Raw genomic sequence first — 13,685 nt, forward strand, 5'->3', positions numbered from 1 at the left:
TAGTATTTGTATGTTGATTAAGATCTGCGTCTTCTTTCTCCGCTACCTTCACGTGGTTTTCCAGAGAAATCTCTGAATCCGCCACCGCCGTTTCCACCTTCACGTCTTCCGCTTCCGCCAGAATTCCTTCTGTCACCACCGTAGCTTCTTCTATCGCCCCCACCAGAATTTCTTCTGTCGCCGCCGTAACTTCTTCTTTCTCCGCCGCCTCTTCTTTCACCACCTTCAGGTGCATCACCGGATTTTTCAATCCTAACGCCACGGTTGTTGAATTGAACGTCTTTGAAGTTGCTGAACAGGGAATCAACAATTGCATTTTCAACTTCAAAGAATGAATACACTCCTTTAAGGTCGATCTTACCAATGTTTTTACCACTGATTTTACCATTGTTACATACAAAAGATAATAAGTCACCTCTAGTAAATTCATCTACCGAACCTAAGTTGATAAATAAACGGGTATAATCACTGTTTCTTGAACCTCTTCCGCGCTCGCCGCGCTCACCACGTTCGTCATTTGCTGCTGCATTTAAATCAGGAGCATTTTTGTAGTATTCTAAAAAGCGGTTAAACTCCAAAGAAGCAAAACGTTTGATCACGTCTTCTTTGCTTAATTCAGCAAATTCATCCATGATACGTGGAATGTATTGGTCAATCTGGCTCTCATTTACTTCAACATTGTGAACTTTATGAACAAGAGAGAATAATTGTTTTTCACAAACATCAAATCCTGTTGGCAGTTCAGCTTTAGTAAATTGTTTTCCAATGATTCTTTCAATCTGACGGATTTTACCTAACTCCTTCGAGTTTACAATACAGATAGAGATACCGGATTTACCAGCTCTTCCTGTACGTCCACTACGGTGGGTATAACTTTCAATTTCATCAGGTAATGAATAATTCACCACGTGAGTTACATTGTTTACATCGATACCACGTGCAGCAACATCAGTAGCAATTAATAATTGCATGTTACGGTCACGGAAGCGCTGCATTACTTTATCACGTTGTTGTTGTGACAAGTCGCCATGTAAAGCATCAGCATTGTAGCCATCCTTAATTAAGTTCTCTGCAACATCCTGTGTGTCCATCTTGGTTTTACAGAATACTACTGCGAAAATTTCAGGGTTGAAATCCACAATACGTTTTAAGGCAGCATATTTATCTCTGGCACGTACTACATAGTACTCATGCTCAATATTTACGTTACCTGTGTTTTTGGTACCCATGGTTAACTCGGTAGGGTTATCCATGTAATTTTTAGCGATCCTTCTTACCTCAGGAGGCATAGTCGCTGAAAATAACCATGTTTTTTTATCGTCAGGAGTAGTAGACAAAATATCATTAATGTCTTCCTGGAAGCCCATGTTCAACATTTCATCAGCTTCATCAAGCACTACATATTTCACATTGGTGAAATCTATAGCCTTACGGCCAATAATGTCTAACATACGACCCGGTGTTGCAACTACAACCTGTACACCGTTTCTGATCTCACGCAATTGCTGCATAATGTTTGCGCCACCGTAAACGGCAACAACACTCGCACCAGGCGTGTTTTTTGAGTAATTCTTGATGTCGCTGGCAATCTGCAAGCAAAGCTCTCTGGTAGGACACAATATTAAAGCCTGTGGCTTGTTCACTGTGAAATCTATCAGCTCAATTAGCGGCAAACCAAATGCTGCTGTTTTTCCGGTACCTGTTTGGGCCAAACCAACAAAATCGTTATTGCCCTCTAACAGCACAGGAATAGCTTGCTCCTGAATAGGTGTTGGATTTTCGAAACCTAAATCCTGTACGGCACTAACAACGTCATCACTTATCCCCAATAATTTAAATGGGTTTATCATTCGTAAAATTGTTTTTGAAAAGGTTATGATACTGTCCTATTACGCTTATTTACTCCTTTTTGGAAAAGGTACGAAATATGACGGTGGTCACTATAACTTTATATTAAGCCGCAAAGGTAAGCTTATTTTTCGGTATTTGTTTGGTACATAACTAAATAAATACCGAAAAATGTTATCTTAATCTGTCAGCCGACCTGATTAACTGCTCATCTTTACGGATTCCCCGGTAGGCCAGTACACAAAATAGTATGGAGAGCAGCGGTAAATAAGCACCTGCATTGTAGGTAACTCCTTCTAAACCACCCGGCATTTCCTGCGCATAATAGAACATACCAGCTTCCAAACCGAGAATAAAAAGAATAATCAGGATGATGATCCGCTTTTGCAGGGTCCTGTTTTTAAAGTTAAAAATATTTGCCAGACAGATTAAGCCGACCAGAATTGTTGCACCAAACAGTGCAGGGAATGATTCGGTTTGCTGGGTAACTTTATTGATCTTTTGATAGATTCCTCCCACCTGGAACCAGAGTTCCGCATTATTGGTTTCATTAGACAGTATGGGCAATAACAATAATAACAGCATGGTCATACTCGCAAGAAACAACCATACCGACTGGACTCTTTGTATCATATCAATTCAATAATTTCCAACAAATATATTAAAAGACAGTCAAAGCCATATCTTGTTGAGGGAAAAAAGTATTTTTGCAGTCAATTGAATACACAACGTTTTTTTATAGAATTAGCCTATGATGGAAGTGCTTATCATGGCTGGCAGGTACAACCCAATGCCATCACTGTTCAGGAAGAACTGGATAAGGCACTTTCTGTTTTTTTTAGGCAAAAGGTAGAAACCCTGGGTTGCGGAAGAACAGATGCAGGCGTACACGCCTCTGATTTTTTTGCCCATATGGACCTGGAGGATGTAGATGAAACTGCTGTTGCGAGAGCTGTTGGTAGCGTAAATGCACTTTTACCTTATCAGATTGCTATAAAAAGGATATTTCCGGTAAGCCCTGCTGCACATGCCCGCTTCGATGCTACGGCGAGATCTTACGAATACCATTTCCATTTTCATAAAGACCCATTTAAATTAAACAGGTCCTGGCTGTATAAGGCACAGTTGGATGTTACTGCTATGAATGCAGCGGCGACGGAGTTGTTAAATTATAAGGATTTCAGCAGTTTCAGTAAATCCCATACCGATACGGCAACCAACAATTGCAGGATCACCGAAGCTTGCTTCCGTGAAACAGAAGGGGGACTGGTCTTTCACATCACTGCAGACCGGTTCCTGAGGAATATGGTGCGTGCCGTAGTAGGCACGCTGATCAGGGTGGGCAGAAGGGAAATCAGCCTGCAGCATTTCCGGGAAATTATAGAAAGTAAAAACAGAAGCAATGCAGGACAGTCGGTACCAGCCTGTGGCCTCTACCTCGTTCACATTGTTTATCCCTACGTAAAATAAATATGTCTAAAATAACTGGTGATGCTTTTAATGTCAGCCTGCTGAAAAGGGTTTTTCAGTATGTGAAACCCTATCGCAGTATTTTTATATGGTCGGTTATATTAACTATTCTTATGGCTGTGGTTGCCCCGGTGAGGCCTTTCCTCATTAAGTATACGCTAGATAACTATATCCTTAAAGGGCAATATAAAGGCTTGCTGATGATGACCATCGTGATGTTGCTGCTACTGGTTGTACAAAGTGTCATCCAATACAGTCACACCTTGCTGACCAATACACTGGGACAATCGGCTATACGCGACCTCAGGATAAATGTCTTCAACCACATTACTAGGCTGAGACTAAAGTTTTTTGATAAAACTCCCATTGGCCAGCTGATTACCAGGACAGTGTCCGATCTGGAAACCATTTCTGATATTTTTTCGGAGGGCCTGATTGTGATCATTGGGGATATCCTGCAAGTGATTGCCATCATTGGGGTGATGCTGTATGCCGACTGGACATTGACATTGATGGTGCTACTGCCAATGCCATTGCTGATTATGGCAACATCCATCTTTCAGAAAGCCATAAAATCGGCCTTTCAGGAAATCCGTACGGAAGTCTCCAATTTAAATACCTACCTGCAGGAGCATATCACAGGGATATCCATTATACAATATTTTGCCAGGGAGGAACAGGAATATAGAAAATTCAAAAAGATCAACTCACGTTACCGTGATGCCAACATCAGGTCGAACTGGTATTATTCTATCTTCTTTCCGGTTGTGGAGATTATTTCTGCCATGTCGCTTGGACTTCTTGTCTGGTATGGTGCCAAAAGCATCCTGTCGAAACCGCTTGATGTCACTCCCGGCACAATTGCAGAGTTCATCTTATACATCAGTATGCTATTCCGTCCGATACGTGAGCTGGCAGATAAGTTCAACACCCTTCAGATGGGAATGGTAGGGGCTGAGCGTGTATTCAAAGTGCTTGATACACAAGAAATAACCAAAAACGAAGGCAATTACCAACCTGAGAAAATGAAGGGTGCCATTTCATTTGAGAATGTATGGTTTGCTTATAATGAAGAAAATTATGTGTTGAAAAACCTGTCTTTTACAGTCGGGGCGGGGCAAACGGTGGCTATGGTTGGTGCTACAGGGGCTGGTAAATCCTCTACCATCAATATCCTTAACAGGTTTTATGAAATCCAGAAGGGGAAGATTAAGGTGGATGGGATAAATATTGATGATTATGAACTGAACTATTTGCGTAACAACATCGCTACAGTTTTACAGGATGTGTTCTTGTTTTCTGACACCATTTTCAATAATATTACGCTCAACAATCCTTCCATCACCATGGAAGAAGTGGTCGATGCGGCAGGGAAAGTCGGGGCTCATGAGTTCATTGAAAGGCTTCCCGGTGGTTACCATTACAATGTGATGGAACGGGGTGCAACCTTATCCGCGGGACAGGCACAACTGATCTCTTTTATCAGGGCCTTGGTTTATAATCCTTCGATTCTGGTACTGGATGAGGCAACTTCCTCTGTAGACACCGAAACAGAGATGCTGATTCAGAATGCGATTGACCGGCTCATGAAGGGCCGTACTTCGATTGTTATTGCACACCGGTTGTCCACTATTCAGAAGGCAGACCAGATCATCGTTCTGGATAAAGGGGAGATCCGGGAAATCGGGAATCACCAGGAGTTGCTTAAATTAGACGGATATTACAGAAGACTTTACGATCTGCAATTTAATTCTGTAGGTATTGACAAATAGTTTAAAACTTTGAATTGGATTTGGCAATCCATTCAATAATCTTAGATTTGCATAAAAAAATATAGATACATGAGTGTTTTAGTAAATAAAGATTCAAAAGTAATCGTACAAGGTTTTACCGGAAATGAAGGTACATACCATGCTTCGCAAATGATAGAATACGGAACTGACGTAGTTGGCGGGGTAACTCCTGGTAAAGGCGGACAAACTCATTTAGATAGACCTGTTTTTAACACGGTTAAAGATGCGGTTGATCAGGCTGGTGCTAATGTATCTATCATCTTTGTTCCTCCGGCTTTTGCTGCAGATGCGATCATGGAAGCTGCAGAAGCAGGAATTAAGGTTATCGTATGTATTACCGAAGGTATCCCTACAAAGGATATGATTCAGGTTAAAGAATATATTGCTGACAAGGATTGCCGTTTAATCGGTCCGAATTGCCCTGGAATTATTACTGCTGATGAAGCTAAAATAGGTATTATGCCTGGCTTTATTTTCAAAAAAGGTACAGTAGGTGTGGTATCAAAATCAGGTACCTTAACTTATGAAGCTGTGGACCAGGTGGTAAAAGCTGGTTTAGGAATTACTACAGCAATTGGTATTGGTGGTGACCCGATTATCGGAACAACGACTAAACAGGCTGTTGAATTATTAATGAATGATCCGGAAACTGAAGGTATCATCATGATTGGTGAAATTGGTGGTGGAATGGAAGCTGAAGCAGCCCTATGGATCAAAGAAAACGGAACTAAACCAGTAGTAGGATTTATTGCTGGCCAAACTGCTCCTGCAGGACGTAGAATGGGACATGCCGGAGCTATTGTTGGTGGTGCTGATGATACTGCTGCTGCAAAAATGAAAATTATGGCAGAGTGCGGAATTACTGTTGTAGAAAGCCCTGCTGAGATTGGTGCCGCTATGGCAGAATTATTGAAAAAATAAGTGTTCCCAAAATAAGATATAGCAAGAGGCCCGGTTTACCGGGCCTCTTTTTTTATTCATGGTTTTGTCACCTTCCTCTCCCGCTAAAACTAAGGCTGCATGCGATGCGTATCTTTAGGCAACACCTGATGAAATCGCTGTTGGAATGAATCGACAGGCATAAACCGGAAAGCAATGAAAACAATCATTCACAAATCAACAATTCTTATCGGATTTATATTGCTGAGCAGCCTCATGGCCTGTGCCCAGAAACCGAAAAAGGAAGATACAAAAAAGACGAAAGACAAAATGGAATGGAATAAATTAACCAAAGAGGAAGAAGACGTCATTGTACGTAAGGGCACTGAATATCCTGGTACCGGTAAATTGCTGAATAATACAGCTAAGGGAACTTATACCTGTAAACGCTGTAATGCAGCATTGTATCGTTCTGAATCAAAGTTTGAATCGGAATGCGGATGGCCAAGTTTTGATGATGAAATCAAAGGTGCAGTTTTGAGAATACCTGATGCCGATGGTTCCCGTACAGAAATTGTGTGTGCAAATTGTAAGGCCCATCTGGGACATGTTTTCCTCGGTGAAGGCTTTACCGCAAAAAATACACGTAACTGTGTCAACTCTATTTCTATGAATTTTGTAGCAGATAAGTAGTTTTTAAGCCATTTATTAGGTTGCCCATGGTATGTTGGCGAAGGTATAAATGCCCGATGATCAATTCATTGGGCATTTATTTTTGGAAGCAATCTGTTTTTTTGCTTACATTTGAAAGCTCTGATAAAATTAATATGAATGGAGCACGATCTGATAGCAGCCGGGACTGGTTATTGATTTGAGTGTGAATTCCATAAGATGAAATAAATAAATAAATTCTTATTGCCGTAAAGGGAGAGGGTACTGGCTTTAGGGCTGGTTGTATATTCTGCAGGTAATAAGGCGATTGAAATAAATAAATACACGCTTATGAAACATTGTTTGCTTTTATTGAGTATGTTTCTGTTTCTACAGGTGAATGCTCAGGAAGATACGAAGGAAGTTGTTAATGAAGATCTTACAGCACCTTCAGCTCATTCACTTCGTACAAGAACGGGACTCGCCACTTACTACCATAGGAAATTTGAAGGCCGTAGAACTTCAAGTGGTGTCAGATACAGCCGCAAAAAATTTACCGCTGCCCATTTAACCCTGCCGTTCGGCACAATAGTTACAGTAACTAACCTTTCCAATGGTAAATCTGTTGATGTGGAAGTCAACGACCGTGGGCCACACAGCAAACGATATATTATTGATGTTTCAGAAGGTGCTGCCAAAGAGCTTGGCTTTTTCCAGAAAGGGCAGTCCAGGGTCGAAATCAGCTACGATCCTAAATCTTAGTCTGAGGTTCCGCTTCCTGATTTTTCATGTGTTATTAACATCTTTTTTCTGTCCCATTCTGGCTATGCAGTAAATGCTGCATGTCTCCCTTTTGCGGCTGATCTATTTTTCCTTGCCTGATTTTCACGGACTAATTCAATTTATTGCAGATAAGCACTTAGGGGGATTGCCTAATCAATTGGGCAATCCCAACAAATAAACTGTAACATTTATTCCTCACTGTGGATAAATTGCGCCTCATGTTAACAACTATTACTAACATTTAAAACCCCCAAAGTTTATATTTGTGTAACGAGTATTCCGGCCGATTCCTTAAAGTTTTATTATATAATGTGTTGATATTTAAAGTATTGATGTTATTCAGACTTGTTGTCTGTCTCCATCTTTCACCTCTGGATAATAGCTTACTGACTTTAATGGTTTTTGCCGCAACTAAATAACAAGACATCATTTACATTATTTAAAATATATTCATGGAAGAAGAAATCTTATTGAAGGAAAATAAGGATCGTTTTGTCCTTTTACCAATTAAATATCCGGCGATATGGGAAATGTACAAAAAAAGCGAAGCTAGCTTCTGGACTGCAGAAGAGATAGATCTTTCTGATGACCAGAAACATTGGGACAACTTGAATGATGGCGAGCGACATTTTATCTCACACATCCTTGCATTTTTCTCTGCCAGTGATGGTATCGTCAACGAAAACCTTGCGGTTAACTTCATGAGTGAAGTCCAGTTGCCGGAAGCACGCTGTTTTTATGGTTTCCAGATTATGATGGAAAACATTCATTCAGAAACATATGCCCTGTTAATTGATACGTATATCAAAGATGAAGCGGAAAAAGACAGGTTGTTCCATGCAATTGAAACTGTTCCATGTGTGAAGAAGAAAGCAGAATGGGCATTAAGGTGGATTGACAATGGTAATTTTGCTGAACGTCTGGTTGCTTTTGCTGCGGTAGAAGGTATTTTCTTCAGTGGCAGTTTCTGTTCTATTTTTTGGTTGAAGAAACGCGGACTGATGCCTGGATTAACCTTCAGCAACGAACTGATTTCAAGGGATGAGGGGATGCACTGTGAATTTGCCTGCCTATTGTATAAAATGCTTCAGACTAGATTAACGCAGGAAGCTGTTCACGGGATCATTAAAGATGCTGTTGAGATTGAAAAAGAATTTGTAACCGATGCATTGCCGGTGGCTCTCATTGGCATGAATGCAAAACTGATGTCGCAGTACATTGAGTTTGTAGCCGACAGGTGGTCGCAGGAACTGGGGTACGATAAAATATACGGTGCGACGAATCCATTTGACTTTATGGAAATGATCTCCCTTCAGGGAAAAACCAATTTCTTTGAAAAGAGAGTAGGTGATTATCAGAAAAGCGGAGTCCTTACTTCATCAGAAGACAAAGCTGCGGCTTTCTCCCTGGATGAAGATTTTTAAGAGGTATTGCCCTCCCGGATATACGTATTCCACCAATAAAATAAATTGACATACTTCCTGTTGCACGGTTTCCTGGAATCCTGCAGCAGGACAAAAACTTATAAAATATGTTTGTAGAAAAGAGAGATGGCCGCAAGGAAGCGGTAAGGTTTGACAAGATCACAGCGCGTATAGAGAAACTCTGTTATGGTTTCAATGCAGAACTGGTGGATCCTATAGATGTAGCCAAAAAAGTAATTGAAGGTTTGTATGATGGAGTGACCACCTCTGAACTGGACAACCTGGCTGCAGAAACCGCTGCCTCTTTAACCACAAAACATCCTGATTATGCCTTACTGGCTTCCAGGATTGCCGTGTCTAACTTACACAAGAATACAACGAAGTCGTTTACCAAAACGATGGAAATGTTATATGAATATGTGGATCCTAAAACGGATAAATCTGCTTCGCTTATCGCGGAAGATGTCTGGGAGGTAATTAGGGAAAATGCTGACATTTTAGACAGTACAATCATTTATGACCGAGATTTCGGATTTGACTATTTTGGTTTTAAAACCCTGGAAAAGTCATACCTTCTAAAAATTAACGGGGTTATAGTAGAACGCCCCCAGCATTTATTTATGCGCGTTGCTGTAGGTATTCACAAAGGTGACATAGACAGTGCAGTTGCTACCTATAACCTGATGAGTGAGCGCTGGTTTACACACGCTACACCAACTTTGTTTAATGCAGCGACACCGAAACCACAAATGTCATCATGTTTCCTGTTGTCTATGCAGGATGACAGTATCGAAGGTATTTATGATACCCTGAAGCAAACAGCGAAAATTTCGCAAAGTGCCGGTGGAATTGGACTCAGCATCCATAATGTAAGGGCTACAGGTTCTTATATCAGTGGTACAAATGGTACCAGTAATGGTATTGTGCCGATGCTGAAAGTATTCAATGATACCGCCCGCTATGTAGATCAGGGGGGAGGCAAACGTAAAGGTGCATTTGCAATTTACCTGGAACCCTGGCATGCCGACGTATTTTCATTTTTGGACCTGCGTAAAAACCATGGTAAAGAAGAGATGCGTGCGCGTGATTTGTTCTATGCCCTTTGGGTGTGCGACTTATTTATGCAGCGTGTAGAGGCCAATGGAGAATGGAGCTTGTTTTGTCCGCATGAAGCGCCAGGTCTGGCAGACTGTTTCGGTGAAGAGTTTAATGCTTTGTACGAACGCTATGAGAAAGAAGGTAGGGCACGTAAAACTATCAAAGCACAGGAACTGTGGTTTGCGATTTTAGATTCACAGATTGAAACAGGTACCCCGTATCTTTTGTATAAGGATGCGGCAAACAGTAAGTCAAATCAGCAGAATTTAGGCACCATAAAAAGCTCTAATCTTTGTACCGAGATTATTGAATATACCTCAAAAGATGAAGTTGCGGTATGTAATTTAGCTTCTCTTGCTTTACCAAGATTTGTTATTAACGGTGAATTTGACCATCAGAAGTTATATGATGTAACTTATCAGGCTACAGTTAACCTGAATAAAATCATTGATAACAACTACTATCCTGTAGAAGAAGCGAGAAACTCTAACATGCGTCACAGACCGGTTGGTCTGGGGGTGCAGGGCCTGGCAGATGCATTTATCCTGATGCGCCTTCCTTTCGAAAGTGATGGGGCTAAAGAACTGAATAAAGAGATTTTTGAGACGATCTATTTTGCTGCCATGACGGCATCAAATGATCTGGCAGTGAAGGAAGGGCCATACTCCACATTTGAGGGATCTCCGCTATCCCAGGGTAAATTCCAGTTTGACCTCTGGAAGGTAAGCCCTTCAAGCAATCGCTGGGATTGGGAAAGCTTAAGGACGAAAGTCGTTAAAGACGGGGTACGCAATTCGCTACTCGTTGCACCCATGCCTACCGCTTCTACTTCGCAGATTTTAGGGAACAATGAATGTTTTGAACCGTATACTTCCAACATTTATACCCGACGGGTGTTAAGTGGGGAGTTTGTAGTTGTCAACAAACACCTGTTAAAGGATCTTGTTGCCCTTGGATTGTGGACACCGGCAATGAAAGACAGGATTATATTGGCCAATGGCTCTATCCAGGACATCGCTGAAATACCTGATTACATCAAGGAATTGTATAAAACGGTATGGGAGATTAAAATGAGAAGTATCATTGATATGGCGGCAGATCGCGGAGCGTATATCTGTCAGTCGCAATCATTGAACTTATTTATCAATGCACCTAATACCTCTAAACTGACGTCAATGCATTTCTATGCATGGAAAAAAGGACTGAAAACCGGAATGTATTACCTGCGTACACAGGCAGCAGCACAGGCTGTGAAATTTACAGTGGAGAACCAGGCCGGTAAAAATATGGAACCGGTCATCCCGGAACATATTGAGCAGGTAGCCGAAGAAATTACCGACGGACCGGTTTGCTCTATGGAAGAGGGCTGTATCAGTTGCTCAGGATAATTAGATCAGCATAATTTAAATCTCATATTCTTAGGCATATCAAGTACGGTAATTCATTTTACCGTACTTTTGTATTTAATATACAGTAGGTAATAATGGCCTGTACAAGGGATTATCTGATACAGGTAATCCTTAAGGCACTACCTTCTTTAGCAGTAAAAATGGCAAAACACGAAATCATCCCATGCGAACGTTGCGGTGCTCCCATTGAGTGTAAGGCCAATTCTTATACCAAATGTCAGTGCAGTATAGTTCATCTCGACTTAAACGAGGTGCAGTATATTAGTGAGCATTATGAAAGTTGCCTTTGTGCCAAATGCCTGTTTGAACTGCAGCAGGAGTACAGGGAGACCCTGACCAAAACAGCTGTTTAACAATTATCTCCACAGAATTTTTTTTCTGTTAACTTTGCACCATAAAATTTCATTCAAGAATGGCTAAAGTACAAGTTGGATTGGTCCAGATGAGCTGTACCAGTAACAAACAAGAAAATTTAGATAAAGCAATCGTAAAGATCCGCAAAATAGCAGCCCAGGGTGCGCAGGTGGTATGTTTACAAGAGCTTTTTACATCCCTTTATTTTTGCGATGTAGAAGATTATGAGAATTTCAAGCTTGCAGAAGCTATTCCTGGTCCCTCCACAGATGTATTATCTGTGATCGCAAAAGAACTTAACGTAGTGATCGTGGCTTCGCTTTTTGAAAAGCGGGCAGAAGGATTATACCACAATACTACAGCTGTACTGGATGCTGATGGAACCTATTTGGGAAAATACCGTAAAATGCATATCCCGGATGATCCAGGTTTCTATGAGAAATTCTATTTTACCCCAGGAGATTTAGGCTATAAAGTATTCAAAACGAAATATGCAAAAATTGGTGTGCTGATCTGCTGGGACCAGTGGTATCCTGAAGCTGCCCGCTTAACCGCATTGATGGGAGCCGACTTCCTGGTGTACCCTACTGCCATAGGCTGGGCAACCACACAGGATGAAGGGACAAATACAGAACAGTACAATGCATGGCAGACCATCCAGCGTTCACATGCCATTGCAAATGGCGTTCCTGTAGTCAGTATTAACCGTGTAGGTGAAGAAGCAGGTGTATCCTTCTGGGGAGGTTCTTTTGTCTCCAATCCATTCGGATCACTTTTATACCAGGCTTCACATGATAAAGAAGAACTGAAAGTGGTTGAACTTGATTTATCAAAATCTGACAGCTACAGAACACATTGGCCGTTTTTACGTGACAGAAGAATTGATAGTTATTCACAAATTACCAAAAGATATATAGATGACGAATCTATTTAACAATTCGCCCAGGAGAGCCGGATACCGCTTTCCTGCGGAATGGGAAAAACATGAGGCTACCTGGTTAACATGGCCTCATAAAGAAGCTTCATGGCCGGGGAAAATAGAGACGATCTATGCCCCTTATTGTGAGTTTATTAAAATTGTAGCTACCGGAGAGAAAGTAAGGATCAATGTGAATGATGAGGAAACAGTCGCCTTTGCTACAGCAAAGTTGCAGGAAGCCGGTGCTGACCTGTCACAGATTGAGTTTTTCCTTCATCCCAGCAATGATGCCTGGTGCCGTGACCATGGTCCTGCTTTTCTGGTTAATCCTGTTGCCGATGAAAAGAAGGTGGTTGTGGACTGGGGATACAATGCCTGGGGAGGAAAGTATCCTCCATATGAGCTTGATGATGTGATTCCTACACTGATTGCTGATCATTACGATATTCCTGTGTTCCATCCCGGTATTGTGATGGAAGGTGGTTCTGTAGAGTTTAATGGGGCTGGTACGATATTGACTTCGAGGGCTTGCCTGCTGAATAAAAACAGGAACCCTGAACTGAACCAGGAACAGATTGAAGAATACCTGAAAGAATGTTATGGTGCCCTGCAGGTGCTTTGGGTAGGAGATGGTATTGTAGGTGATGATACAGACGGCCATATTGATGATATTACGCGCTTCGTGAATCCGAATACAGTAGTGACTGTAATAGAATCTAATCCGCTGGATGAAAATTATCTGCTGCTGAAAGAAAATCTGGAAGAGTTGAAGGCGATGCGCCTGATCAATGGTATGCCATTGAATATTGTCGAGTTACCTATGCCCTCACCAGTTATCCATGAAGATACCCGCCTGCCAGCATCCTATGCCAATTTTTATATTGCCAATGCTGCCGTTATTGTCCCAACATTCAGGGATGTGAACGACAAAATTGCCCTGGAAATCCTTCAGGGTGTTTTCCCTGACAGACAAGTGGTAGGTATAGATTCCACAGATATTATCTGGGGACTGGGTAGTTTTCACTGCCTTAGTCAACAGGAACCGGCCATTTAAATC

The 13,685-nt window shown here is 41.5% G+C and carries 12 protein-coding genes; 10 read left to right on the forward strand and 2 right to left on the reverse strand.

Annotated features, from left to right (window positions below; genetic code table 11):
* Window positions 1-17: 17 nt before the first annotated feature.
* Both ACSBL2_RS02975 and ACSBL2_RS02980 read right to left on the reverse strand, forming a co-directional pair.
* A complete protein-coding gene (locus ACSBL2_RS02975) occupies window positions 18-1,850 on the reverse strand; it encodes a DEAD/DEAH box helicase (RefSeq protein ID WP_442590188.1) in 1,833 nt (610 codons plus the stop codon).
* 172 nt (window positions 1,851-2,022) lie between these two features.
* On the reverse strand, window positions 2,023-2,481 hold the full coding sequence (locus ACSBL2_RS02980; protein WP_442590189.1) for a DUF4293 domain-containing protein: 459 nt from the start codon (window positions 2,479-2,481) through the stop codon (window positions 2,023-2,025).
* A gap of 84 nt (window positions 2,482-2,565) precedes the next feature.
* Here ACSBL2_RS02980 and truA point away from each other — a divergent pair, with 84 nt between their 5' ends.
* The 10 genes from truA (at window position 2,566) to ACSBL2_RS03030 (ending at window position 13,682) form a co-directional block, all read left to right on the forward strand.
* On the forward strand, window positions 2,566-3,318 hold the full coding sequence (gene truA, locus ACSBL2_RS02985; protein WP_442590190.1) for a tRNA pseudouridine(38-40) synthase TruA: 753 nt from the start codon (window positions 2,566-2,568) through the stop codon (window positions 3,316-3,318).
* 2 nt (window positions 3,319-3,320) lie between these two features.
* Window positions 3,321-5,090: an ABC transporter ATP-binding protein gene (locus tag ACSBL2_RS02990; RefSeq protein WP_442590191.1), complete on the forward strand. Its 1,770-nt coding sequence runs from the start codon at window positions 3,321-3,323 to the stop codon at window positions 5,088-5,090.
* A gap of 69 nt (window positions 5,091-5,159) precedes the next feature.
* The gene (sucD, locus tag ACSBL2_RS02995) at window positions 5,160-6,032 is read left to right on the forward strand and encodes a succinate--CoA ligase subunit alpha (RefSeq protein ID WP_442590192.1); all 873 of its coding nucleotides are present in this window, start codon (window positions 5,160-5,162) and stop codon (window positions 6,030-6,032) included.
* Window positions 6,033-6,206: 174 nt separating this feature from the next.
* Entirely contained in the window at window positions 6,207-6,683 is a 477-nt protein-coding gene (locus ACSBL2_RS03000) for a methionine-R-sulfoxide reductase (RefSeq protein ID WP_442590193.1), read from the forward strand.
* A gap of 309 nt (window positions 6,684-6,992) precedes the next feature.
* Window positions 6,993-7,403: a septal ring lytic transglycosylase RlpA family protein gene (locus tag ACSBL2_RS03005; protein ID WP_442590194.1), complete on the forward strand. Its 411-nt coding sequence runs from the start codon at window positions 6,993-6,995 to the stop codon at window positions 7,401-7,403.
* Window positions 7,404-7,876: 473 nt separating this feature from the next.
* Entirely contained in the window at window positions 7,877-8,848 is a 972-nt protein-coding gene (locus ACSBL2_RS03010) for a ribonucleoside-diphosphate reductase small subunit (RefSeq protein WP_442590195.1), read from the forward strand.
* Between the two features lie 107 nt (window positions 8,849-8,955).
* Entirely contained in the window at window positions 8,956-11,334 is a 2,379-nt protein-coding gene (locus ACSBL2_RS03015; protein ID WP_442590196.1) for a ribonucleoside-diphosphate reductase subunit alpha, read from the forward strand.
* Window positions 11,335-11,495: 161 nt separating this feature from the next.
* Window positions 11,496-11,708, forward strand: coding sequence for a cysteine-rich CWC family protein (locus tag ACSBL2_RS03020; RefSeq protein WP_442590197.1), 213 nt, complete (start codon window positions 11,496-11,498; stop codon window positions 11,706-11,708).
* Window positions 11,709-11,767: 59 nt separating this feature from the next.
* Window positions 11,768-12,643 (forward strand): carbon-nitrogen hydrolase, encoded by an 876-nt coding sequence (locus ACSBL2_RS03025; RefSeq protein WP_442590198.1) that lies wholly within the window; start codon window positions 11,768-11,770, stop codon window positions 12,641-12,643.
* Entirely contained in the window at window positions 12,627-13,682 is a 1,056-nt protein-coding gene (locus ACSBL2_RS03030; RefSeq protein ID WP_442590199.1) for an agmatine deiminase family protein, read from the forward strand. The genes ACSBL2_RS03025 and ACSBL2_RS03030 overlap by 17 nt, the downstream gene beginning before the upstream one ends.
* The last annotated feature ends 3 nt before the right edge of the window (window positions 13,683-13,685 follow it).

Source organism: Pedobacter sp. AW31-3R (genome assembly GCF_052180285.1).
Lineage (GTDB): Bacteria > Bacteroidota > Bacteroidia > Sphingobacteriales > Sphingobacteriaceae > Pedobacter.